The sequence below is a fragment of the Pseudomonas cerasi genome, from assembly GCF_900074915.1.
Lineage (GTDB): Bacteria > Pseudomonadota > Gammaproteobacteria > Pseudomonadales > Pseudomonadaceae > Aquipseudomonas > Aquipseudomonas cerasi.
In genome coordinates, this window is sequence record NZ_LT222319.1 from 1,088,010 (window position 1) to 1,112,056 (window position 24,047).

The window sequence follows — 24,047 nt, forward strand, 5'->3', positions numbered from 1 at the left end:
ATTCATCATATTTTTTCATTCAAGTGTTTCAACTCTGCTGTGTTTCTCCGGGCAGACCGAAGACAGAATGGTCCGTAGAAAATTCAGACGGCATTCTAAGGCATAATGTTTCACTTTTTTAAGCTGCTGCAGGAATAACCATGAAAGTCGCCATCGTGTGTGGAACGGTCTACGGATCGGCCGAGGAAGTCGCCAGACACGCCGCTGCCTTGTTGCGTGCCGCCGGCCATGAGACGCTCGTCAATCCCCGGCTCATGTTGCCGGAGCTGCTCGCCTTCGAGCCTCAGGCGATCCTGGCCGTGACATCGACCACCGGCATGGGTGAGTTGCCCGACAACCTCATGCCTCTTTATTCAGCGCTGCGCGACGGTCTGCCAAGCGAACTGCGCGGCTTGCCCGGCGCGGTGATTGCACTGGGCGATGCCAGTTACGGCGACACCTTCTGCGCGGGCGGTGAGCAGATGCGCGAATTGTTCGCTGAAATGGGCGTTACCGAAGTCCAGGATATGTTGCGTCTGGACGGAAGCGAAAGCGTCACCCCAGAAACCGACGCCGAGCCTTGGCTGGAAGCGTTCATCAAGGACCTGGGCTGAAAACATCGCGCGTCTTTATCGGGCATGATTCAGCGCAGCAGTGTTGATTGTGGCTGTGCCGGACGTGGACGACACTCATCGCAAAGTATTCCTGAGGCATGGAGCCAGCGATGAGCGAGTCAGTACGTTTTGACGATAAAGTCGTGGTTGTGACCGGCGCAGGGGGTGGGCTGGGTCGGGCTCATGCGCTGCTGTTTGCGAAACATGGCGCGCGGGTGGTGGTCAATGACCTGGGCGGTTCGGCGCATGGCGAAGGTGCCAGCGCGTCTGCCGCAGATCGCGTCGTCGCCGAGATTCGCGCGGCAGGCGGCACAGCGATAGCCAATCATGATTCGGTGACCGAGGGCGGCCACATCGTGCAGCATGCGCTGGACGCATTCGGGCGCATCGATGTGCTGGTCAACAACGCGGGCATCCTGCGTGACAAGACCTTCGCCAACATGCAGGACGCCGACTGGGATCTGGTCTATCGCGTCCATGTCGAGGGTGCTTACAAAGTCACCCATGCCGCCTGGCCTTACCTTCGCGAGCAGAACTACGGACGGGTGATCTTTACGTCATCGACGTCCGGTATCTACGGCAACTTCGGGCAAGCCAATTACGCGACGGCCAAGCTGGGGCTTTACGGGCTGACCCGCACCCTTGCGCTGGAAGGTCGCAAGAACCGCATCTTCGTCAACGCCATAGCGCCAACGGGCGGCACACGCATGACCGAGGGCCTGATCCCCGCTAATGTCTTCGAGCTGCTCAAGCCCGAACTGGTCAGCCCGCTGGTGGTGTACCTGTGCAGCGAACAATGTCAGAGCAGTGGCGACCTGTTCGAAGTGGGCGGCGGCTGGATCGGCAAGGTCCGTTGGCAGCGCAGTCAGGGGGCCTGCTTCGACCCGCAGACAGGTTTCAGCCCGCAAGACGTTGCGCAGCAGTGGCAGGCGATTGGTGATTTCGCCAACGCAGCGCATCCTGCCGACACTGGCGAAGCGTTGAAAGAGATGATGGTCAACCTGCAGAAGTACGTTAAATAACCCGCCTTTGCTAGCTGACGCAAGACGAGAGTGTTTGTTGAACGCGTGCGCATCTTTAAGCAGGTTGCTTAATTGTATATGGGAAGTTTCACTGTGTTATGTAAGAACTGTCTTTTTGCCCTGTAGGTCGAGTATGGATTTTTGCAGGTCTATTAATTAAGCATCTTCCACTCCGATATGAAGTTCGAACACATTCATATCTGGAGTGACACATGGCCAAATCAATGTGGGGCGAACTTCCACCGGTAAGCGTCGCCGCACCTCCTGAACGAGTCAAGGTCAAGAAGGCTGCGGCACAGGTAACCCAGGTGCTTCAGGAGGTGGGTGAAAATTCGATTGCGCTCAATGCGCTGGCGATGGAAAAGCGCAAGATGAAGCCGCTGTTCAAGGGCTTCAATCCCGAACAGATAACCCCCAAGGATCTCAACAGAGCGGGGATGATTTTATACAAGTTCGGCATGATCGATAATCACACCGCCGAGTTGATGAGTCGCGCAGGCGATGAGTTCGACAAGAAAGGCAAACTGGTCGACCCCAGCAAGGAAATCAACGCACTGGAGTTTTTTGCCAATCGGATCATCGATATGAAAGAGAAGGCGCTGAGCGGCGATCCATATGCCAAGGCGCTATTGCCTGATTACATCAGGACCATCCATATCATGCAGAATCTTCAGGTGTTTGCCGAGTCGGGCGACAGTTACGAGATGCGCAAGATCAAGGACATGGAAAACAAGGGGCTGATCAAAAGAACGCCGGATGCCAAGGGCTGAGGCAGGCTGCACGATATAAACGCGGAGAGTATTAATCTGCGGGCAATAAAAAAGGCCGCTGCACAGAGACCTGCACGGCGGCCAAACAAAACGCAGGATCAAGGGAGCTTGCAAATCCACGTCGATTTAACGCGCGCAGGTTAACCGCCATCACGCGCCCGAAAAATCCCCGCACAGGATATGCAGCATTACCTGGCGGGTAACAATTCGCAGCGAATGAGCAGGTTGCTCAATGAACGCGGTGGTTTAACGGTAAGCGGCTCAGGCGCTCGGCAAGCTGGAGTCTTTGCATCGGGTCTTCACTGAGCAATAGCGCGCGTTCCAGATCGAAACGTTCGGCCTGTGGGCATTCGAGCAACTGATAAAGGCTGGCGCGGGCCAGGTGATCGCTGCTGGTGGCCTGGCCCAGTTCGACGATGCGGTCGGCATCCTTGAGCGCCGCAAGAACATTATCGTTGATCTGGTGCAGATGCCGCAGGTTGCGCGACAACCGTTGCAGCATGCTGGTCGGGGTGGCGCGAGTCATATGCTCGGCGCGCAGTTGCATGGTCGGGCCGAACTGCCTGATCAACAGCTCGCGGCAGTCAGCGGGATAGAGCCTGCGCCCGCTGCAGGGGTCGAGCAGATGATCGGCACCCGGCACGCGCAACAGGAAGTGACCCGGGAAATTCACGCCTTCCAGGGTAATGTCCAGGCGCCGTGCGATCTCCAGCGCAATCATTGCCAGCCCCAGTGGCTGACCTCGACGCTGCAGCACGATCTTGTGCAGAAGGGCCGAATCGGGTTTGGGAGGGTTCCAGTCATTCTGCTGAAAGCCCAGGGCGTTGAGTTGCCGTAACAGCGGTTGGGCAAGTTCAGGCGCAGGCAGGACAGGCAGCGCTGAATTTATCTGGCGCTGCAACTGGGCCATTTCGCTCATTACCTCATGCCACTCGAAATGTGCGTCATGTTCGGTCGACACCCATAACGCAGCTTCAAACACCGAGGGCGGTGTCTGTTGCAGGCAGGCCAGGCAATGCTGACGTGGCGTCATGGACCACTCCGTGCGGCTCGAAATCCAGTGCGAAGACTCTTTGTAGCCCTGTGCGCGAATTTCGTCCAGCGCCACGTGTTTCTACTTGTTCAGGGCTTCTATCAGGTCGGGTGTCACATAGTGAGGACCGTCGAACAGGTACAGCGGATAGCCATCGAAAGCTGCAATCTGCGGTTTCAGTTCGGCCGCCGTTGCCGGGCGGAAGCCGCCGCCTACCTGCGGGCGAAAGGCTTCGACGATGATTCTGACGCGATTCTTGCCCAGCCGTTTGCGCAGGGCGTCGGCGTAGGTGCGGGCAACCGGAGCGGTGCGGGCATAGACGCCCACACCATCCTGAAAGAACACACCGATATCGTCCGGCAGCCAGGTTTTCAGCCAGTCCGCTGTGGCGGCGGGCCCGATATTGGCGCCGTCGTAGACGCTGATCCACAGTGGTCTGGGCAGTTTCGCCAGCAGTGCCGGTAACTCCTTGGCACGACTCCAGCTGGGGTCGACCTCGGCGGGGAAGTACCAGCCGGTGACATTGAGCGGCGTTTTCACCTTGGCCAGTTGCGCCGAAAGCACCGCCAGCTGCTCGATATTGTCCCGCGAGCGGGTTTCGCTGAAGTACCCGGCCAGTCCGAGGATCACTTCCTGGGCCCACGGCTCCTTACCGATCCGTGTCCAGTCCGGCAACACCGGCACACTGGTCATCGGGGTGCCCGGTATGAACGCCTGATCATCGACCGCCGTCCACTGCACGAGCAGTTGCCGTGCGCCGAGCCTGTCCCAGTTGCCGCTTATGCCTACCGTTGCGTTATCCGGTTGCCAGACGATGCCGACAACCCCCGGGCCCTTGGGCTGGATCAGCAGATACAGCTCGCTGGTGCCGAGGGCGATCGCCCCCACCAGCAGGGCGGCCACCGAGGTCTTGATCAATGTTGCCTGTCGCAGCAGTGCGGCCAGAGCCTTCAAACATTACTCCCTGATGGATGACGGGCGTGGATCACCACGAGAACGTCATGCGCGCGAAGACGCCTTCTGCACGGTCATCGCCAAATACCTTCTCGCGATACTGCACGGAGAAATCGACATACGACTGCGGTGCCTTGTATTTGTCTTCACGGAACCAGTAACGCACGCCCGTACCGACACCAAGACCGCCAGCGTTACCGGATGATGTGCTGCTACGGCCGAGGCTGTCGACTTCACTGCGCATCTTTGAATCGTAGTCCACTGCGGCGACTACGTGGGGAAACACCACCAGCCGCGAGCTGATACTGTCCAGACGGAAGCTGCGCCCGACCTGCCATTCACTGTTGAAATAGTTGCGCTTGTCCTGCAGATAGCGCCCGCCTTCAGCGTACAGCTGCGAAGTCCACCAGCTCGGTACATCGACGCGCAGGTCGGTGCCGATGCTCGAGCCGTAGCCCAGGCGCACCAGCCAGTCGCCGTCGGCGTTCGAGTTGCCCAGCGGAAAGGTACGTTCGAAGGCGCCGATCACGTTGACTGCGCTGAACGGTTTGACCCGGATACCGAGCGCGCCCTGCAAGGCGTCCGCGCCTGTGTCGGAGTCGCCTTCCTTGCTCCACAGCGTGTCAGTGACGCGTCCGTAAAGCTCGACGAAGCGCGCGTTACGGTAACCGAAGGGGCGCCAGAACACTTCGGTGCTGTTCTGCACGCTGTCATTGCTGCCGCCGGGCGCGCCGCTCAGGCCGCTGCTGGTGCTGGCACCGCGATAAGTCGTGGTGTTGGTCAGGCCCCATTCACGGGACAGATCAGACACGGCGCGTCGGGTGTCGAACACCTGTTGGGCGGGCATCTGCAGATCGCCGGTCTGCTGATAATCGAGGACGCGTTTGAAATAGGCGATGGCTTGCGCATCATCCGATGTGCGCATCGCGCTGTAGGCGGCATCCTGTACTTCGCGGGGCTTGAGACCGGACTGACGGTCGACACGCTTGAACGTATCCAGTGCACCTTGATCATCGCCCGCCTGACTGAGGAAATAGGCAATCTGCACTTCATCGCCGGGTTGCAGTTCGCCCGCATCGCGAGCTTGCTGCAGACGTTGCAGTGCTTCACTCGGCTGGCCCATGGCGGCATACAACGAGGCCTGCTCACGCAGCGGCAGGTTGCCGACCGCCATTGCCTGAGCGAAGTCCTGACGTGCACCATCCTGATCGCCCAGGCGTTGACGCATTTGTCCGCGCTGGACGAGCAGGGTGGCGTCGTTGCCATTCAGCGCCAGCGCTTCGGTGGCCGCAGAGCGCGCTTCGGCATACTGCCCTTGAGCGATCAATGCGCTGACCAGTAGCTTGCGGTAGGCCATCTGTTTGGGAAAACTGCGCACAGCCTCCCGCGCCTCGCTGACTGCGGTGTCGTTATCGCCGCGTGCCAATGCTTTATAGCCAGTGGCTGCCTTGTCGACCGCCACCTGCTCCTGAATCGCCTGCCGACGACGCGTCAGGACCTGTTGCGGCCCCAGTGCCTGTTCGGCCTCGTTGATCGCTGCCTGCGCTTCGTCCAGACGCTGCTGACGTTGCAGCGCCTCGATAAGCATCATGCGGTAATCGAGATTCTTAGGTGCCTGGGCAATGGCCTTGCGTGCATGACTGGCCGAGCCGTCGTAGTCGCGGTTGGCGTAGGCGCGCAGCGCCTGATTGCCTTCCAGGTAGCCAGGCTTGGGGCGCGCCTTGGGGAAGCGGGCCGGGTGATCGCGGCGGTATTTGTCACGTTCTGCCAGGGCAATCAGATCACGCAACTGATCGGCATCCGCACGCTGACGCAACGCTTCGCGCGCCTTGGCGATGGCCAGGTCGTAGTCCTTGCGGTTGTAGGCCATGTAGGCTTCGTTGGCGATGGCATAGGCGGGTCCGGTCAACGGCAAGGGCAGTGTTTCCGCCTGGCTGAGCGGTGCAACAAGACCCAGGCCGCTCACCAGCAGCGACAGGATGAAGGGGCGCTTCATAGTGGCTGCTCCGTTTGATCGTCAGATCGGTAATGGTTGTGCTGACGTGCCACAGCCTGTTCGATGGTTTCTCTGGACAGCACGCCGATGTCGACCAGGTAATCGCCGATCCGGCCATGCACATGCGGGCGGTAGCCGAGCATGGCTTTCTGGAACACTTCGCGGTCCAGCAGGCCTTGCTCGATCAGCAGATCGCCGAGCAGTGGCGCTCTGGCTGGAAGCGGCTGACCCTCGACCACCTGAAGCTGACGCAATTGCGCGACGATGTCGCTTTCACGGGCAATCAACTGCACCGGCTCGGCACCCAGTTGCTCGGTAATCTGTTGCAGACCGTCAGGCGGCAGCGGGCTGGCCACGGCAATTTCCTGGCGACCCAGCGCATTCATTTGCAACGGCACGACACGCCAGCGCAGGCAGAACTCATCGGCCAGCACATCGTTTGTCGCACGTTTGCCGACAATGTCGAATACCCGTGGCAGGTCGTTCTGAAAAGCGATGGCCTCAGCCAGGGTTTCATCGTCGAGCCAGCCGTGGCTAAGCAAAATCCTCCCCAGCGGCAGCTGACGGGTCTGTTGTTCAGCCAGTGCGGTCTGCAGTTTTTCGTCGTTGATGGCTTGCCAGGACAGCAGCACGCTACCCAGGCGGCGTGGCGCTACGGCAATCAGGTCGGAAGACGGAAAGTCATGCATGGTCTTGTCCCAGACCAGCTTGCGGTTGAGCACCTTGCCCACCAGAAACATCCGCCAGGCGCGCGCTGCAGCCATGAAGTTGACGAAGTTGCCGACCACCATGCGCGGTATCGACAGCAAACCGTGCTGCCAGCCGTAAAGCACGGTAGTGAAGTAGCAGCGGTGCAGGATCCGCCACAGCAACGCGATGCCGTTGGCCACCAGCAGGTACTGAATCAGACCTGTGGTTTCAAACGGGGTCGGAAAGCTGGTGTTCCACAGTCCGCTGGAGCGCAGCACAATCAACGCCAGCAATTGAATGAGGATAAAGTAAGCGAGGATGCTGACGAACGATGTCACCACGCCCTTACGATCCCGAAACAGCAGGTAACGGTTGGCCAACGAGCCAGTCCAGCCCATTTGCTCCCAGCCTTGCAAGCCGATACCCAACGTCCAGCGCGCCTTTTGGCGAAAGGCGGTGCGGAAGGTGTCAGGGAAGAATTCGCGCACGCACAGCGGCATTTCCAGCGTCGACTCATAAGGCTTGCGGAACCAGGACTTGCGCAGCACCCGAAATTGCACCGGGAAACGTACGAAGATCGCCTGCATGCCGTACTTAGCCAATCGCGCGCCGACGTCGTAGTCCTCGGTCAGGCTTTCGGTATTGAACGGCTGGTTCTGGTTTTCATCCGCCAGCACCATCAGTGCACGCCGCGAGAAGCAGGTGCCGACGCCAGCCGAAGGCACGGTGTCAGTCATGCTTTCGCGTACCACCAGATCCTTGCCGTGCCATTCGGCAAACTCGTCCATGTAGGTGCCGGCCACCCATTCGTACCAATTGCGTTCCAGCGACACGACCGGCAACTGGATCATGTCCTTGCGCGGCAGCAGGTAATTGAACAGGCGCAATTCAAGCGGGTGCAGCACGTCTTCGCTGTCGTGCAGGATGGTCCCGGCGAACTGTACGGCGTGAGTCTTTTCGTACAGAAAAATCGCCTGGATCACCCAGTTCAGGCAGTCGGCCTTGCAGGTGGGGCCGGCGTGCGGCACCTCCACGCGGTGCAACTGCTTGTAGCGGCGACGCATCCGCTCCACTTCATCGATGGTGCGCTGGTCGTTGATGTAGGTGCCGACGAACACCACGTAGTTCTGATAGTCGAGCGTCGACACCATGTTTTCGATCATCGGCGCTATGACGTCGTATTCCAGCCAGGCCGGGACCATGATTGCCAGCGGCTGCTCGTCGCGGGCAATCAACTGCTCGGCAGTCAGTGGCCGGTAGCGACGTTCGGCGGTGAACTTGCGGTACAGCCGCCGCGACCAGTACCAGATATCGATGAACAGGTCATCGATACTCGATACCAGAATGATCAGCCCGACAACGATCGTCGCGACTTCCAGCACGCTGTAGTAATGGGCCAGCCAGTAAGGCCAATAGAGCGACGTCATTGCGGCGGCCTGTTACGAGCGATTGCGACGGGCGCTACGGCCAGCCAGCAACAGAATGAGAAAAAGTACGATGCCGGCCGGGATCAGCCATAGCAGCGATGGTTTGCGCCAAGCGTCGATGCCGGTGCTTTCCTCCTCCTCGATCATCTGGCTGCCGGTCGGGTCCTTGGCGTCGAAGGTGGCGATCGGGCCGCTGTCAGCCAGCACCGCGGCGTTGCCACGTTCCAGCAGTAACGGACGTTCGAAAACCGGGGCCTGACCGCCCAACGAGCGATAGACCATGCCGTGCTGGCCGCCGGCTTCGATCACTTGCAGCGAAGCCAGGTGGTTGAGCGACTTGAGGTCGAGCAGCGTCTGTTCTTTGTGGTTGATCAGCAGGTGCCCGTCGTTGCTGGCCTTGACCGACTCGGCCCCGTCCTTGACCGGCAGTTCGAAGGCCAGGAACGCCTTGGCCGGTGTCACGGCGACGCTGGCGTCATCGCTGACGCTGAGCTGTGCACGCAACGGCGAGACGCCGGAAGCGCTGGCGATGCGGATGACTTGCGGCAGGCTGCTGGCCGGGCGCTCAAGGTAGCCCTTGGGCACCATGATCTGCGTGTCGGTGGCGAAGCGTGCCGCCATGCCCGAGAAGTTTTCGTCAGGCGTGACCTTGTCCAGCACGATGTGGCTGGTCGGCAATACCGAGATCGGGAACGCTTGCGGCGTTTCCAGGCACTGGTTGCTGACCGGCTGACGCTGGAAGGACACGCGCAGGACGTTCTGCGCCGCCAGTGCGTACTGCGGAATGCGGGCTTCGATGCGCTCTTTCTTGCCATCGGCAGTCAGTTGCATCGCACCGATCAGGTAATCGTTGAGGAACAGCGTGGCAACCGGTGGTGTACCCGATGCGCCCGGGGCGGCAGCGATGTCGATCATCGCAGTCACCGGTACGCGACCGTCATAGGCAACGCTGCCCAGTGGGAACGAGGCGCTCCAGTCGGTTTTTGCCAGCACATCCACCGTGCCGGGCTTGCCGCCCAGACGGGTCAGCGCGACGCGACCGTCTTCGCTCAGCGGCATGGCGGCTTCTTCGCCAATGGTCAGCTGACGATTGCGCGCCAGTTTGTTCCACGCCGAACTGAACAGGCCAATGGCCTTGTTGGCCGACTCCGGCTTGATCATCAGTAGCGCACGATTGCCCAGCAGGGCCAGGCTTACGTCATCCCCGGTGCTGTTGGCGAGCGGCTTCTTGATGTGACGCTCGCGCCACTGGCCCAGTGCGCTGGCCGCCGAAGCATCCAGACCCTGCACCTGCGCCTGGAGAGCGTCCATGGCGTCGTCGATGGCCTTGAGCAGCTGTGGATCGCTGATCGCCAGGTCGGCCTGCAACGCAGGTGTCTGGCCAAGCATCAACAATGCACCGATTTCCGCCGGGTCGCGCAGGGTGTACTGGCCCTTGCCTTCGAGCCCTGCAAACGCCGGAATCTGCTTGAGCTCCGCTGGAATAGTCAGGCCGCTCAGGTCCACGCTGTCCTGCACCGCAGGAAACGGCAGGATGCGTGCCTGCTTGCCGATGCGCTCCAGCGCTACGCCCAGACGCCAGGCGGCATCGTAGCTGGCGTTCGACAATGTGCCGGGTGCGACCAGCAGGCCGGGTTTGCCGGGCAGTGCATTCCATACCGCGCCGACGTCCTGCAACTGGCTGGCGTCATAGCTGTACGTCAGGCGCGTGTGCGGGTCGATGCGCAACACGTTGCCGATCGCACGTTCGTCTTCGCAAAGCACTTTCGAGATCACCGACGACCAGGCGATCCCCAGTCGTACCGAACCGCTTTCCCGTGCTGCCTTGTCGACACCCAGCGTCGCGCTGGCATTGCCCTGTTCTTCATTGAGGCCCAGCGCGCGTACCGGATATCCGTCCAGCGACAGCAGCAGCGTGTTGCGGCCAGCCTCGCCGTTCAGGTAGCTGGCATCGAAATTCAGCGTGGCCTCGGTCAATGGCACATTGGCCGGCACCGGCAGGTACAGTTCGCGGCGTGCGTCGGTAGCATTGAGGATGATCGGGCGATCGATACCCAGCTCCCTCAGCTCGATCACGCGCTCCTGGCGATTGTCGGCAGTGATTCGGTTGATCGCCTGGGTCAGGGGGCTTTCGGCAGCCAAGGCGAATGCAGGCATCAGCGCCAGCAGGCTCATCCCGCAGGCAAGTACGCCAAACGCGCCCATGTTTACGGCAACGGAAGATTTCATTGTGCAGATCTCGGTAAAGGCTCAAGGCCATTGGGTCTTGATACAGGCTGCCGGTCTGCTACAACGTTTTTCGGGCACTCGGTCTGAACCGGGTGCCCGTATCGTTTGCGGACTGCTTCCTGCGGATTGTTTTAGGGTTTGTTTGCGCTGCCTGCGCGTCCTTTTTGCTAACTGGCCATCGAGCGCAACTCTGCATGTTCGTGCTGAGGCTTGATTCGCGTATCCAGTTGCATGTCCACCGGGTCCTGGCGCTGACGCGGCAGCTCGGCGACAAATTCATCCACCGGACGGCCCACCAGGGCATCGACGATCCGTGAGCTGGCTTTGCCGTCGCCATAAGGATTGGCTGCGCGGGATGCGTTCTGCCACAGGGCGTCGTCGTCAAACAGGGCGTTCACGCCGCGAATGATGGCGTCCGTTTCGGTGCCCACCAGGCGCACGGTCCCCGCTGCGACCGCTTCCGGGCGCTCGGTGACATCGCGCATGACCAACACCGGCTTGCCCAGCGACGGCGCTTCTTCCTGCACGCCACCGGAGTCGGTGAGGATGACATGGGCGCGTTGCATCAGGCGCACGAACGACAGGTAGTCCAGCGGTTTGATCAGGTGCACGTTGGGCAGGTCGCCCAGGTGCTCGGTCACCGGCCCCAATACGTTGGGGTTCAGATGCACCGGGTAGACGATCTGTATGTCGTCACGCTTGGCGAGTTCGCCCAGCGCCTTGCAGATGTTGAGGAAGCCGTCGCCGAAGTTCTCACGGCGATGCCCGGTCACCACCAATACCCTGCGCTCGGGCACCAGAAACGAAAACTGGCGATCCAGGGCATGACGCAACTGGCGATTGCTGTCGATTCGCTGGGCCGTCAGGTGCAGGGCGTCGATCACGGTGTTGCCGGTCACGAACGAGATGCCCTGCAGGCGTTCGCCCAGCACGTTGCGGCGCGACTCGGCGGTAGGCGCGAACAGATGATCGGAAATCAGATCGATGCAGCGACGATTCATCTCTTCAGGCCACGGCTGACGGATATCGCCGGTGCGCAGACCGGCTTCGACGTGGCCGATGGGGATGCGGCGATGAAAGGCCGACATGGCCGCCACCATCGCTGATGTGGTGTCGCCATGAACCAGCACCTTGTCCGGCTTCATCTCGTCCAGAATCGGGTCGATCGCCGCGTAAAGCGCGGCCGTCAGAGAATTCAGCGTCTGATCCGGGCGCATCACATCGAGGCTGTAGTCGGCTTTGAGCTCGAACATGTCCAGCACCTGTTGCAGCATGCTTTGATGCTGCCCGGTAATGCAGATTCTTGAGTCGATACCCGGCTCTGCAGCCAATGCTCTGACCAGGGGAGCCATTTTGATGGCCTCCGGACGAGTACCGAAAATGGAAAGGACCTTCATTCTGGGGTGCAGACCAGCCATTATTTCCTCCCGCGCCTTTAGCGCGCCGCACAGCAGCAAAAACCAGGCTGAGAACAGCTTGGTGAGACTGCGAGTTGATGAGTTTCTCGGGCGGAAAGATCGGAGTTTGTGGCTCGATGTTCACTTCAGTGTGAATGTAGCAATATGCCTTGTTACCCGGAATTGTCGGGATTGTTAGCAGAACAAGATAATAAAGCAAAACGTTTTATTAAGTATTTTTCAAAGTAACAATGGGTAGGAACTTTAGTTTTTCACCACGGTCAGTACAGGGTTGTATTTTTTGAAAAATGGCGCTTCGGCCAATGAATACGGGGTCTTCCGGGGCTTTTGGTAACGCCTTTCCTGCTGTTTTGAGTGCTGGGTTATCCGCTGTAATTCTGGATGATGGCAAAAAGTTCCAACAAAAATATCAGCAGCGAGGTGTGCGTCACTACAGCAGAATCCTGACGCCTGTTTAATGACAGGAAGAGAGAAGGGGTTCACAAAAATGACGCTGATATAATGACGCTTGGGAACTTTGATTATGTATCGAGTTTGACACGCTGAGCGGCAGACGGGATGTTAGGAATTAGCTTAGATGCTGTTCAAGTTTGCGCGGCATATACAGTATTGAGTTGTAGCAGCAATACGGGTGATTGCCCAGCCATTAAATGAGAATGATTGGCGACCCCCTCGCAATGAGGGGAGTCGCAGCCCACAGCGGAATCAGTCTTTCGCCTCGGCCGGTTCCGACAGCTCGCTGAGCGCGGTCGCGTTGTTCTTGAACGCCGCAGCGAACACAGCGCGATTCTTGGCCATGTAAATGCTCGCGTCCTCTGCATGCTTCTCCGAGATTCCCGGCACGTTCTTGATCAGGACGTCGGTGAGAAGCTCGGCCAGCTCGAGCATTTGGTCGTGCGCATCGGCGAGTTTACGGTCCACGAAAGTAGTCTCCAGATCGCGGGTACTGCGGTAAAGGGTTTCAACAGCCATTTTGGCCTCGTCGTCTTATCCAGTGTTGAAAGGGCTAGACCCGGACGTTCAGGGCGTCGTGCTCTGACTAGCGGGTATGCAAAGCATTGATCGTGCATGACCAGCGCGCCGGTCAGGTGTAGCGGGGCACTGCGTGAAGACCTTTAGGGAGGCTGGCCTGCGACGCAACAGCGGAAGCGATTTCTCGATTACTGTTTTTTTATACAGTAAAAGCCATGTGCCAATCAAGCCCCGCCTGAATAGTGGCGTTTACGCATCTTTTTTGCGCTGCAAATGTGCCTTGCGACAACCCGCCGCGCTCTCAACCATAGCCTATGGCCCTGTTCCTGCTTTAAAAAGCAGGCCACAAGGGTGTCACGAGTACCCGGCATCATCCGGTCGGCATAAACGAAGGTTCAGAGGTAACGCGTCATGGGGAATAAATGGGCAGTAAAGATAAGACACCGCGTACATGCGCAGGCCGAGTCACTGGGCAACCTGTGTGTGGAGAGCTTCCACTTTCTCGCCCTGTTCGCGATCGGCGCGATCACTGCCTGGGCGTCAGTGGTCGCATTCCTGGGGATGGTCGAGAAAGGTAACGTCACGGTCGATGACATCCTGCTGCTGTTCATCTACCTCGAACTGGGGGCGATGACCGGGATTTATTTCAAGACCAACCACATGCCCGTGCGCTTCCTGATCTATGTTGCGATCACTGCACTGACCCGGCTGCTGATTTCCGACGTGTCCCATCACAACCCGCCGGACATCGGCATCATCTACCTGTGTGGCGGCATCCTGTTGCTGGCGTTTGCGATTCTGGTGGTGCGCTATGCGTCGTACAAGTACCCGTCAGCGAAGATTCCCGATTCGTCCAGCACCGTCAAAGGTGCAGTGACGGAAGAAAAGGGCGAGATCTGATCGAAGGCAGTGGCGGCACCTGTGCAAGATGCCGCCAGCAATGTTGCTGGACATGAGCCCAATCAGTTCAGCCAGACTCCGGCACGCCAGTGCCAGCCGTCACCGGCGCTTTCCCAGTGCGGATGTACATAGTGATAGCCGGGACGCTCTGCTTCCCAGTGGCCATGCACCGGCACGAAACGCTGGCCGTTCCAGTGCCAGTAACCGCGTGCCCATATATAGCCGGGACGAGGCGCCGGTTCCACCTCGACGACGCGTTCCGGTGGCGGTTGTGGCGCGATCACTTCTTCAACGTATTCGTGATGGACATGCGGCCGTTCATGAACCACGCGCTCCTCGACACAGCCTGACGCTATCGCAAGTGATGCGATCAATACCCCATAACGTAAGTACATGTTGCCTCCTCGGAATCAACCGCAGGTGCAGTGACGCTGAGCTCAGTGCCCAGTCGCTCGAATGTTTCTGCGCAAGGATTGTTGTAGCAGGATGTATCTGTACTTTTGCTGAAGAGGAGGAAGGGGGAATGATAGCGAAAGGCCGGTTTTACTGGGGGGGAAAGCCCGTTCAAGCAGGCTGGAAAGTATCGAGCGGCATCGGGATATTCTTGCTCTGTGCAGTGCCAACAACGGCACTGCACAGCGGGGAAGGGCAGGTGTGCATCAAACCCCGGCATTCACCGTTGCCTGGCTCTGTGGCCACAGACCATTGGCCGGGACAGGTGTCTTTTTCAGCGTCGCACCGTCAGTCATCGCTGCAAGGATCTTGATCGCGCTGTCGCCACGTTCGATGGCGATGCCGAATTGCACGCTTTCTATCAGCTTGCGCAGGCGTTGTGGGTCATTGCGTTGGGCAGCGCTGATCAAGCGCTTGGCAACTACGCCGCATTCGTTGGACAAGGTCAGCATGATGCTGCCGTCCAGCCCTTGAATGCTCAGATTCACCCGATAGTCAGGGTGAAACGTGTCCGTGATCATCTGAAAAGGATTGTCCATATCATTCACCTGCTCAATGGTCTGCATAAGTTGACCGGGTATTAGTCCTTTTGGTTCTCGACGACTGATCAGCGGTTGCGTTACTCCTGCGCTTGCTGCTGACGGTGTTGCTGTCGTCTTTCGCGTTGATGACAGGGTTTCGTTTAGAGAAGCTTTGACGCATTCACGACGTTCAGTTCGCGCCAGAAAGTGGCCGTCCTGATGGCCTGCCTCGTGGCGCGTACTACAGGGCTTTGCATGGTTCGGGCCATATTGCAGGGGCGATGCGCTAGAAGCCGCCGAGCGGGAGCACTCCGCAGCCGCTTCCTGGTTGGCTTTGCCACAGGACGAGCCGTTCAGTTCGGTTGAGAAAAGTGCTCTCCAAGCCAGGCGAAAACAGCTCCCGGACATGGCCTGCTCATCTCGCGAATGCGTTTTGCTTATGACTTTTTCGAGTGATTGTCTGACACTCCGACAACCGAATCTTGACGTCAGAGATTCGTAAAGACGGGGTCGAAACCGTACTCGCCCACTGTCCAGGTTCTGACGTTGAGCGTCGTGCTGCGGAGCTGCGGGATGAGTGTTGAACGCTTGTCGGTATGACTGGCTGACTTGCCTGCTCATTGAAGCGAGCAGCATGTTTTTTTGCTCGCCGATGGTGCTCAGGTACAGCGCTCGGGCTGCACGGCGCTGAATGTTAAATTCGATGGACGGCACCCGGTGATCGAAATGGCGGCGAGGCTAGCGCCGGGTCAAGGCGGCAAAAGCTGTGCAGCGAGCGTTTGTGGTGCGTACTGATTGGGGCGTGAACCCATGGCGAACAAAAAGGGCGAACCGTTGCCGGTTCGCCCTTTTCTTGCAAAACGTGTCAGTGAAGCATCAGGTCAGACGAGCGGCTTCTTTCTCCTGCTCTTTTTCCAGAAATTCTTCTTCGAGCAGCGCGTCCGGACTGACCGGATCTTCATCCTGTTCGGCGATGGTCGGTGCGGCGCCTCGTTTGCCGCGCAGTTTGCCAAACAGATGCTCGAGGGCGTGATCGAGTTTTACAGCAGCGCCATCCACAGCCTGATCTACCGTATCGGCCTTGTGGGAAACAGAAATGGGTTGGTGTCCTTTGGGGCGAGCTTCCATCTGGCACTTGATGTCGTGCGGGCCAGGCTTGTCGCCGTTTTCGTCGCGGATGTGGACTTCCACGCGGGTCAGGTTTTCATCGTAGTGTTCGAGCGTGCTTTCAACGGTGGTACGAACCCACTCCTCCAGTCGGATACTGCTTTCGATGTGATTATCGCTATTGACCTGGATTTGCATAGTTAATCCTTATTAGGGCTTGCTCGTGCGAGGCTGGACTGCACGATTCCTGGCGGAATCGATTTCGTTTGCGCTCATTCAAAGTGTTGGCGGCAATGGCCTGACAATTCAACCCCAATGTGTAAGAAATATTTCGCAGCAAAAAATGGCTGCCCTGGCGCGAGGTTACGAATCGGGAACGGACGCAGAGCGTCCAGAACGGCATTCCCACGCGGAGCGTGAGGAACGAGAGGTGTCCGGGAGAACACTGCTCTCGCGCTCTGGCGTCCGAAACTAGAACGCGACCGACGTCTGTACGTACACCGTGCGCGGTTCGCCGACGTATTTGCCGCGGTTGTTGTCGTCGAACGAGCGGGTGTAGTACTGGCGGTTGAAGATGTTCTTCATCCCGACCGCTACGTTGAGGTCAGACAGTTGCGGGCCGAAATCGTAGTTGGCTCGGGTGCTGAACAGCATGTACCCAGGGATCTTGCCGGTGCTGCCATCGGCGCTTTCAGTCGAGGTATTGGCGTTGTCGGCAAACTGGTCGCTCTGGAAGGAGCTGTCGAAATTGAGCTTCCACGGCCCTTCGGTGTAGCTGACGCCCATCGTTCCCTTGTGCTTTGACGAGAACTGCACGCGATTGCCCTTGTTCGGGCCGTCTTCGCGGATCGTGGCGTCGACGAAGGCGTAGGTCGCGTAGATATCGTAGCCGGCCAGCATCGGGCTCAGGCCTTCCAGTGCATAGTTGACGCTGGTCTCTATGCCCTGATGGCGCGTCTCGCCGCGTGCGATCACCGTGTCGTTGGTCTGGTTGCTGTCGTACTGGTTGTCGAAATTGATCAGGAATGCGCCGATCTCGGCCCGCAGGTTGCCATTGTCGTAGCGTGTGCCCAGTTCCCAGGTGCGGGCTTTTTCCGGTTTGACTTCATCCCCGGTGACGCGGTTAGGCATCTGGCTGTACTGCACGCTGCCGAACGAGCCTTCGGTGTTGGCATACAGGTTCCAGGTGTCGGTCAGGTGATAAAGCACGTTCAACGCCGGCAACGCAGTGCTGTAGTCGCCCTGGTAGCGTGCGTTGGTGAGGTTGTTGTTCTGCGCGGTGTCGATCATCTCGTAGCGAACGCCCGGCGTGATGGTCCACTTGCCGATATCGATACGGTCGTCGATGTAGAACGCATGCGCTTCGGTCGCGCCGCTTGTGTCGCGGTCGTTGCGGCTGGCGGTGGTCGGCAGGTTGCCGGTGACCGGTTCGCGGTAGCGCAGTTCGTGACCGGCTTCGTTGACGTAGCGGTAGCCAACGCCGACTTCATGCCAGGTTTCGCCCAGCGCAAAGCCTTGCGAGAAGCGCGTTTCCAGACCGCGTACCCAGTATTCGCGGGGCGACAGGGAAACGAAGCTGCCCTGATCCAGATAGCCGCTGCGCAGGGTCTTGGTGAAGAACGTGTTGGCGGTGAAGACGCGCGCGTCCTGTTCGTAGCGATAGCCGAAGTTGAACATCGTGCGACGGCCCCAGAACTTGTCCTTCAGGCGCGTCGACTGGTAAGGGTCGGCGTCGTAGTCCTTGACGCTCAGGCCGCCGGGCATCTGCGCTTCGCCATCGTAGTACTGTGCCATGGCGTTGAGGCTGTTGGCTTCGTCGATCTGGTATTTACCCTTGAGGATCAGGTCGTCGATTTCGGTATCGCTGTGTTCACGCCAGTCACCGCCGCGCACGCCGGAATACAGAATCGCACCGCCCAGGCCGTTGTCTGCGGTGCCGCCGGCCAGCAGGTTGCCGGTGGTCTTGAAGCCGTCGTGGCTGGACGACGGGCTGGTCTCGGTTTGTATGCCGCCCTTGAGAGTAGGTGCATCAGGGATCGCGCGGGTCACGAAGTTGACGATGCCGCCCACGTTCTGCGGACCGTAACGGACTGCGCCACCGCCACGCACCACATCGACTGCGTCCATGTTGCCCATGCTGATCGGTGCAAACGACAGTTGCGGCTGGCCATAGGGCGCGAATGGCACCGGGATACCGTCCATCAGCACGGTGGAACGCGACGCCAGGCGTGGATTGAGGCCGCGAATGCCGAAATTCAGCGCCATGTCGTGGCTGCCGGTGCCGTTGTTGTCCGGCGCATTGACGCCCGGAATGCGATTGAGCACTTCACGCGCCGATGTCGCTCCGACCCGCTCGAACTCCTCACGACGAATCACGTCACGTGCACCGGGATGTTCGAAAACGTTGGTTTGCTGCGCCGCGCCCAGCCAGTCGCCTACCACCGTGGAGACACCCAGCTCGATCGGCGCGCCAACAGCATTGACCGGTTGCAGGGTGAAGCCGTTATTGCCATCGGCCATGGCCTGCAGGCCGGTGCCTTCGAGCAAGGCGTTGAGGCCCTGCTCAGGTGTGTACTGACCTTCCAGGCCACGGCTTTTCAGGCCGCTGGTGATCTGCGAACCATACGAAATCAGCACGCCAGACTCACGACCGAACTGGCTCAGCGCCGCTTCAAGCTCGCTCGGCGCAATGTGATACACCTTGGGTGCGACCTCTGCAGCCTGCACCATCGACAGACTGCCGACCGAGAGGCTGGCACCGAAAATGACATGGCGCAATGTGCGCACCAGCGGTGAAAGTTGAGTAGGGCGGGCTGACATGCAGGAGTCCTTTGACCGGAAGGTTGAGAGAGGCTTTCCCTGTCTGTCACGCGAGGATCGAAAAACGGCTCACGCTTTTTGAAAAATTTTAGCCGGCCAGCGCAAATCCAGCTGTCATCCAAAAACCGCTGTGTGACGCAGAGCGTCACGAACGGCATTCCCACGGGGAGCATGGGGACGATAGTCAGCGGAGTTTCAGTCCTGTATTTCGGGCTCTTCAGGATGTGTACGTCACCATGAGCACCCGGCGTGGAAACGAGCAATCACGATCAAACCCGCGCTTGCACGTTCACCCAATACCGCGTGAAGCGTTGCACGCGTACCGGGAGGGCGCGTTCGAGCATGTCGAGGATGCGCTCGCTGTCGGCCAGCGGGTAACTGCCGGAAATAAGCAGCCCTGCAACCTTCGCATCGCAATTGAGACGACCGCGGCGGTAGCGGCCCAACTCTGCAAGAAAATCCACCAGCCTCATGCGCGACGCCACCAGCATCCCGTCCGCCCAGGCGCCACTGCCTGCGTCCAGCGGACGAACCTTGTCCCAGGCATCACGGCTGAACGTCACCTGTTGGCTGGCCAGCAGCATCAAACCGGGGCCGCTCTTGCCGGCAGGGACTATTTCAAGGGCTCCGGCAAATACGGCCAACTGCGTGCGCCCATTCAGTTGACGCAGGTTGAAACGACTGGCGCCTGTCGACGCCCTGACCGAGCCTTCGGCACTCAACAGGTTCAGCGGGCGCGTGTCCGCCGAGGCCGTCATGAGGATTTCGCCCTGCAGCAGTTCGATCAGGCGCTGCTGAGTATCAAAACGCACATCCACCGCGCTGGCAGTATTCAACTGCACCTGACTGCCGTCGCTCAACGCCACTTTGCGCTGTTCACCCACGCCACTGTCGTAGTCGGCCAGCAAAGGTTGCAGGGCGATCTGCTCGCGCAGGCTCCAGCCCGCTGCCGAGCCTGCGCCGAGCAGCAACAGCAGCTTCAACGCATGCCGACGGCTGGCGGACTTCGGCGCATTGAGTGCCGCGTGCGCCAGCGGCGAGGACAGTCCACTCAGGCGCTGATTGACCCGCTGCATGTGCGCCCACGCCCGTTGATGCTCGACGTTGCCATTGAGCCACAGCTGCCAGGCGTGCTGACGGCGGGCATCCAGCGTGCCCTCCTGCATTTCCAGCAGCCAGCCAACGGCCTGCTGTGCCACGGCGGGCGAGATGTCGGATTTGTTCAGGGACTCGCTGTTGGTGTTCATAGGGCGAAATAGCAGCGCAGGGCGGCCTTGTGCAGATGACGCTTGACCGTGGCGATGGAAATACCCAGTTCGGCAGCGATCCGGCCATGGCTCAAACCGTCGACCTGCGACAGCAGAAACGCCTGCTTGACCAGGGTCGGCAGGCCGTCCAGCAGTTGATCGAGTTCCACCAGGGTTTCGAGAATGATCGCCCGCTCTTCTTCCGAAGGCGCCACGCTCTCCGGCAGTGCGGCCAGTGCCTGATAGTAGGCGTGCTCCAGGTCCTGACGCCGGTAGTGATTGCACAGCACGCGCTTGGCAATGGTCGTCAGAAAGGCACGCGGTTCGATAATCTGCGACGTATCGCGTGCGCCCAGGACCTTGATGAAGGTGTCCTGCGCCAGATCTGCCGCGCTGTGCGGGCAGCCGAGCCTGCGCCGCAACCAGGTCGTCAGCCAGACGTTGTGTGCCCTGTACAGGCCTTCGACAGTGTGATTGAGAGCGGAGTGGGCGACGGGCATCACGGGAAACAATCCACGGGGACTCATTGATGGCGTGGATTCTGGCAGACTCTTTTGCGTATGAGAATATTTATCATTAATATTGCGGTTCATTTGTCCTGTCCGGGATGAATGGCGCACACCGCCGGCTTTCGTTGCGACCCCTTCCTGGCCGCTTGTGACCGGCTTCCCTGGTTTCATGAATCAATGCAGAACCTTTGATGGATGTCACCACCGCAAGCCGCCCGTTGCCGGAAAAGCGCACGGCAAAAGCCAGAACCAGGGGCGTGACGGCTGCCTATCGCCTTGCCGTTGTCTCGCGGACACTGGCTGCGGTATTTGCCGGTTACCTGCTGGCGTCGTTGTTCAGTACCTGCATCGCACAATGGCTGCCGATTACCCGCGCCGAAGCGGTGGTGACAGGCATGATGCTGTCGTTCCTCGCTTACCTGGGTGCCGTGCTCTGGTGTCTTGCCTGCCGCACGGCGCTGCAGGCGTGGGTCGGGGTGCTGACGCCCTGCGCACTGCTGGGCGCGGCCTACGCCTGTGGTCGGTGGTTGCTGTGAAGGAGGGTTTTCGCCAGTCGATGGCCTGGTTGCACACCTGGGTCGGTTTACTGTTTGGCTGGTTGCTGTTCGCAATTTTTCTGACCGGCACGCTTTCCTATTTCAAGGACGAGATTACCCACTGGATGCAGCCGGAGATTCCGGTGCGCGCCCTTGATGCAGGCGCCAGCGTGCAACAGGCTCAGCTTTATCTGCAAAGCCATGCCGCCGGGGCTACGCGCTGGTTCATCAGTCTGCCCGATCAGCGCACGCCCGGCCTGATGGTCGGCTGGCTGCCCGAAGGCAAACAGGGCCAGCGCAACAACTTCGTACGCAAGCTGCTCGATCCGCAGACCGGCAGTGAGGTGCAGGCGCGTGACACACGCGGTGGCGATTTCTTCTACCGGTTTCACTATCAACTGCAGATGCCATATCCCTGGGGCCGATGGTTGGCAACCAGCGCCGCGATGGTGATGCTGGTCGCGCTGATCACCGGCATCATCATTCACAAGAAGGTTTTCAAAGAGTTCTTCACCTTTCGTCCGCGCAAGGGCCAGCGTTCCTGGCTGGACGGGCATAACGCGCTGGGCGTGCTGGTGCTGCCGTTTCACCTGATGATCACTTACAGCAGTCTGGTGATCTTCATGTCGATGGTGATGCCCGCGAGCATTCTCAGCCAGTACGACACCGTCCAGGCCTTCTACAGCGAAGCCTATCCGTTTCCGGAAACGGTCAAGCGCGAAGGCACTGCTGCGCCGCTGGTGGCGCTTGCGCCATTGGTCAACGCAGCGAATGCGAAATGGGACAGCGGTCAGGTGGGTCGGGTTATCGTTAATAATCCGGGCGACAGCACCGCTTCGATTCTGCTGACGCGTGACGACAAGGGCAGCATTGTGCCGGACCGGGGCGGGGCGCTGACGTTCAGCGGTGCCAGCGGCGAACTGTTGAACGAAGTGCCCGAGCGCCCGCTGGCGCTGCTGATTTCCAGCGGGATGTATGGCCTGCACGTGGGCCATTTCGCCGAACCGTTGCTGCGCTGGCTGTACTTCATTTTTGGTGTCGCCGGGACTGCAATGATCGGCACCGGGTTGGTGATGTGGCTGGGCAAGCGTCAGCTCAAACACGCCAAGACCGGCGTGCTGCCGCTGGAACTGCGTGTGGTCGAAGTGCTGAACATTGCCAGCATGTCCGGGTTGATGATCGCCGTGGCCAGCTTTTTCTGGGCCAATCGTTTGCTGCCTGGCGGATTCGCCGGGCGTGCTGATTGGGAGGTCAGCGTGTTCTTCACGGTTTGGGCCGTGTCAGTCATGCATGCTGCGCTGCGCAAGGGGCGTAGCGCATGGCGAGAACAACTGTGGCTCGGCGCGCTGCTGTTCGCCGGTCTGCCGGTGCTCGATCTGCTGACCTGCGGTCGCTATCTGCTGGATTCGTTGATGTCAGGAAACCGGGTGTTGGCGGCTTTTGACCTGACGGTGCTGATCACCGGGCTGTTCCTGGGCTGGGCGGCGCTGAAGTTCAAGGCTGCGCCTGCCGGTAAAACCTCCCGCGTCTCGTTGCCGGTCGTACCTCAGGAGGCCCCCTGATGCTGCTGGCGGCCTTGCTCTGTTATGTGGGGTTCACGTGCCTGTGTCTGTCCATGGCCCGACATTACGGTGAACTGCTCAAGGGGCCGTTGACCGAACAGCGGCGACGGCTGCTCAAACTGGCTGGCTGGGGGGCGCTGTTACTGTCGTCGTGGGCTGCGGTTCATGACTGTGGCTGGATGATGGGGACGGTGTACTGGTTCGCTGCGCTGATGGGCAGCGCGGTGTTGCTGGTTGCGTTGCTGTCGTTTCGTCCGCGTTGGGTGCTGGCACTGGCGGGGTGTGGGGCGCTGTTGAGCCCGTTGGCCGCGGTAGGTCAGTTATTGGCCTAACGCCGTTCTGTATTCACCCGGTGTCGCCCCTGTGGCCTGACGAAAGCGGTTGCTGAAATGGCTGGCGCTGGCGAACCCGCAGACCAGCGCGATCTCGCCCAGCGGCTTGCCGGTACCGCGCAGTAACTGGCGCGCCCGCTCGATACGCCGCGCCAGCAGGTACTGGTGCGGCGGCAAACCGAAGCTTTCGCGAAACATGCGTGCGAAGTGGTATTCCGACAGCGCGCACAGGCCGGCCAGTTGGCCAAGGCTCAGCGGGTCGGCGAGATGCATTTCGATGAAGTCCACCAGGTGCCGGCGCAGGTGCGGCGCCAGGCCGCCTTTCAAGCGCAGCCCTTCGCGCAGCCCAGCCTGGCTGAGCAGCGCATGGCTGACCATCTCGTGCGCCAGGCTGCTGGTCAGCAGGCGCTCGCCGGGTTCTGCCCAGTTCAGGCGAATCAGCTGCCGGAAGCGTGCCGCCTGTGCGGGGTCTTCCAGAAAGGTGTTTTCCCGCAGTTGCATCTCGCGCGGCTCACGGTCCAGCAGGGTCACGCAGCCCAGCGCAAACTGCTCCGGGCTGAAATACAGATGCGCCAGACGGATCTCGCCGTTCACTACCCAGGCGGACTCATGGCCGGCAGGCAAGATGCACAGTTTGCCCGGCGCGCCTTTCTGGTCGGGTCTGCCGCGGCGAAAGGTCCCGGTACCGTCCTCGATATAGCACGACAGCGTATGGTGGGTCGGTGCGTGATATTCCTGCGAGTCATGCCGATTGTTCCACAACGCCGCCACCAACCCGTCGCCCAGCGGCGCGCTTTGCTCCAGATGGGCATTGGGCGAACTGTTCAGGGCCTGAAAGACCTGGATGGATTCAATGGTGGGCATGACGATTCCTCTAGGATTTGTATCCTACTCGCTGGCGACGCCGCTGCCAGTAGCGCTTGAAGCAAATGCGCAAGATTGTGCAAGCGCTGGCA

Annotated in this window: 21 protein-coding genes; 7 read left to right on the forward strand and 14 right to left on the reverse strand. The window is 59.8% G+C overall.

Translation table 11 applies throughout. From position 1 onward, the window contains the following. The first annotated feature begins 140 nt into the window (after window positions 1–140). The 3 genes from PCPL58_RS07435 to PCPL58_RS07445 all read left to right on the forward strand — a co-directional run bounded on the left by PCPL58_RS07435 (window position 141) and on the right by PCPL58_RS07445 (window position 2,385). Window positions 141–593 (forward strand): flavodoxin, encoded by a 453-nt coding sequence (locus tag PCPL58_RS07435; protein WP_065349143.1) that lies wholly within the window; start codon window positions 141–143, stop codon window positions 591–593. Window positions 594–703: 110 nt separating this feature from the next. After that, window positions 704–1,615: an SDR family oxidoreductase gene (locus PCPL58_RS07440; protein ID WP_003433651.1), complete on the forward strand. Its 912-nt coding sequence runs from the start codon at window positions 704–706 to the stop codon at window positions 1,613–1,615. 212 nt (window positions 1,616–1,827) lie between these two features. Next, window positions 1,828–2,385, forward strand: coding sequence for a hypothetical protein (locus tag PCPL58_RS07445; protein ID WP_083188339.1), 558 nt, complete (start codon window positions 1,828–1,830; stop codon window positions 2,383–2,385). A gap of 229 nt (window positions 2,386–2,614) precedes the next feature. On the opposite strand, the gene PCPL58_RS07450 is transcribed toward PCPL58_RS07445, so the two are convergent. The 7 genes from PCPL58_RS07450 to PCPL58_RS07480 all read right to left on the reverse strand — a co-directional run bounded on the left by PCPL58_RS07450 (window position 2,615) and on the right by PCPL58_RS07480 (window position 13,104). After that, a complete protein-coding gene (locus PCPL58_RS07450) occupies window positions 2,615–3,418 on the reverse strand; it encodes a SirB1 family protein (protein ID WP_003365462.1) in 804 nt (267 codons plus the stop codon). An 81-nt stretch (window positions 3,419–3,499) separates the two neighbouring features. Continuing rightward, window positions 3,500–4,372 (reverse strand): alpha-amylase family protein, encoded by an 873-nt coding sequence (locus PCPL58_RS07455; protein WP_024661857.1) that lies wholly within the window; start codon window positions 4,370–4,372, stop codon window positions 3,500–3,502. Between the two features lie 31 nt (window positions 4,373–4,403). Continuing rightward, window positions 4,404–6,368 carry an NfrA family protein gene (locus PCPL58_RS07460; RefSeq protein ID WP_065349144.1) on the reverse strand — a complete coding sequence of 655 codons (1,965 nt, stop codon included), beginning with the start codon at window positions 6,366–6,368 and terminating at the stop codon, window positions 4,404–4,406. Further along, complete coding sequence (locus tag PCPL58_RS07465; protein WP_065349145.1) at window positions 6,365–8,485, reverse strand: glycosyl transferase family protein; 2,121 nt, start codon at window positions 8,483–8,485, stop codon at window positions 6,365–6,367. The genes PCPL58_RS07460 and PCPL58_RS07465 overlap by 4 nt, the downstream gene beginning before the upstream one ends. A gap of 12 nt (window positions 8,486–8,497) precedes the next feature. After that, on the reverse strand, window positions 8,498–10,714 hold the full coding sequence (locus tag PCPL58_RS07470; protein WP_032609504.1) for a cellulose biosynthesis cyclic di-GMP-binding regulatory protein BcsB: 2,217 nt from the start codon (window positions 10,712–10,714) through the stop codon (window positions 8,498–8,500). Between the two features lie 167 nt (window positions 10,715–10,881). Then, window positions 10,882–12,132, reverse strand: a complete 1,251-nt coding sequence (gene wecB, locus PCPL58_RS07475; protein WP_065349146.1) for a non-hydrolyzing UDP-N-acetylglucosamine 2-epimerase — start codon at window positions 12,130–12,132, stop codon at window positions 10,882–10,884. Between the two features lie 705 nt (window positions 12,133–12,837). Then, window positions 12,838–13,104, reverse strand: coding sequence for a YebG family protein (locus PCPL58_RS07480; protein WP_003365454.1), 267 nt, complete (start codon window positions 13,102–13,104; stop codon window positions 12,838–12,840). 411 nt (window positions 13,105–13,515) lie between these two features. Between PCPL58_RS07480 and PCPL58_RS07485 the strand changes: the two genes are divergently transcribed. Beyond that, complete coding sequence (locus tag PCPL58_RS07485) at window positions 13,516–14,004, forward strand: phosphate-starvation-inducible protein PsiE (RefSeq protein ID WP_003316964.1); 489 nt, start codon at window positions 13,516–13,518, stop codon at window positions 14,002–14,004. Window positions 14,005–14,066: 62 nt separating this feature from the next. On the opposite strand, the gene PCPL58_RS07490 is transcribed toward PCPL58_RS07485, so the two are convergent. The 6 genes from PCPL58_RS07490 to PCPL58_RS07515 all read right to left on the reverse strand — a co-directional run bounded on the left by PCPL58_RS07490 (window position 14,067) and on the right by PCPL58_RS07515 (window position 20,652). Continuing rightward, window positions 14,067–14,399 (reverse strand): YXWGXW repeat-containing protein, encoded by a 333-nt coding sequence (locus PCPL58_RS07490; RefSeq protein WP_003365453.1) that lies wholly within the window; start codon window positions 14,397–14,399, stop codon window positions 14,067–14,069. A gap of 264 nt (window positions 14,400–14,663) precedes the next feature. After that, on the reverse strand, window positions 14,664–14,996 hold the full coding sequence (locus tag PCPL58_RS07495; RefSeq protein WP_032609541.1) for a DUF3509 domain-containing protein: 333 nt from the start codon (window positions 14,994–14,996) through the stop codon (window positions 14,664–14,666). Between the two features lie 858 nt (window positions 14,997–15,854). Then, window positions 15,855–16,283 carry an HPF/RaiA family ribosome-associated protein gene (locus tag PCPL58_RS07500; RefSeq protein ID WP_003365451.1) on the reverse strand — a complete coding sequence of 143 codons (429 nt, stop codon included), beginning with the start codon at window positions 16,281–16,283 and terminating at the stop codon, window positions 15,855–15,857. A 273-nt stretch (window positions 16,284–16,556) separates the two neighbouring features. After that, window positions 16,557–18,905, reverse strand: a complete 2,349-nt coding sequence (gene fecA, locus PCPL58_RS07505) for a TonB-dependent Fe(3+) dicitrate receptor FecA (protein WP_065349147.1) — start codon at window positions 18,903–18,905, stop codon at window positions 16,557–16,559. A 269-nt stretch (window positions 18,906–19,174) separates the two neighbouring features. After that, a complete protein-coding gene (locus PCPL58_RS07510) occupies window positions 19,175–20,152 on the reverse strand; it encodes a FecR domain-containing protein (RefSeq protein ID WP_065349148.1) in 978 nt (325 codons plus the stop codon). Next, on the reverse strand, window positions 20,149–20,652 hold the full coding sequence (locus tag PCPL58_RS07515) for a sigma-70 family RNA polymerase sigma factor (RefSeq protein ID WP_024663435.1): 504 nt from the start codon (window positions 20,650–20,652) through the stop codon (window positions 20,149–20,151). The genes PCPL58_RS07510 and PCPL58_RS07515 overlap by 4 nt, the downstream gene beginning before the upstream one ends. Before the next feature lie 200 nt (window positions 20,653–20,852). On the opposite strand from PCPL58_RS07515, the gene PCPL58_RS07520 reads away from it, so the two are divergent. From PCPL58_RS07520 to PCPL58_RS07530, 3 genes are read left to right on the forward strand one after another with little or no spacing between them, the layout of a single operon-like run. Beyond that, complete coding sequence (locus tag PCPL58_RS07520) at window positions 20,853–21,197, forward strand: DUF3649 domain-containing protein (protein ID WP_065349149.1); 345 nt, start codon at window positions 20,853–20,855, stop codon at window positions 21,195–21,197. Between the two features lie 20 nt (window positions 21,198–21,217). Continuing rightward, window positions 21,218–22,759, forward strand: coding sequence for a PepSY-associated TM helix domain-containing protein (locus PCPL58_RS07525; RefSeq protein ID WP_065349150.1), 1,542 nt, complete (start codon window positions 21,218–21,220; stop codon window positions 22,757–22,759). Continuing rightward, entirely contained in the window at window positions 22,759–23,091 is a 333-nt protein-coding gene (locus PCPL58_RS07530; protein WP_003433638.1) for a DUF3325 domain-containing protein, read from the forward strand. Before PCPL58_RS07525 ends, PCPL58_RS07530 begins: the two co-directional genes overlap by 1 nt. On the opposite strand, the gene PCPL58_RS07535 is transcribed toward PCPL58_RS07530, so the two are convergent. Beyond that, window positions 23,080–23,955: an AraC family transcriptional regulator gene (locus PCPL58_RS07535; RefSeq protein WP_065349151.1), complete on the reverse strand. Its 876-nt coding sequence runs from the start codon at window positions 23,953–23,955 to the stop codon at window positions 23,080–23,082. The genes PCPL58_RS07530 and PCPL58_RS07535 overlap by 12 nt on opposite strands. Window positions 23,956–24,047: the final 92 nt, after the last annotated feature.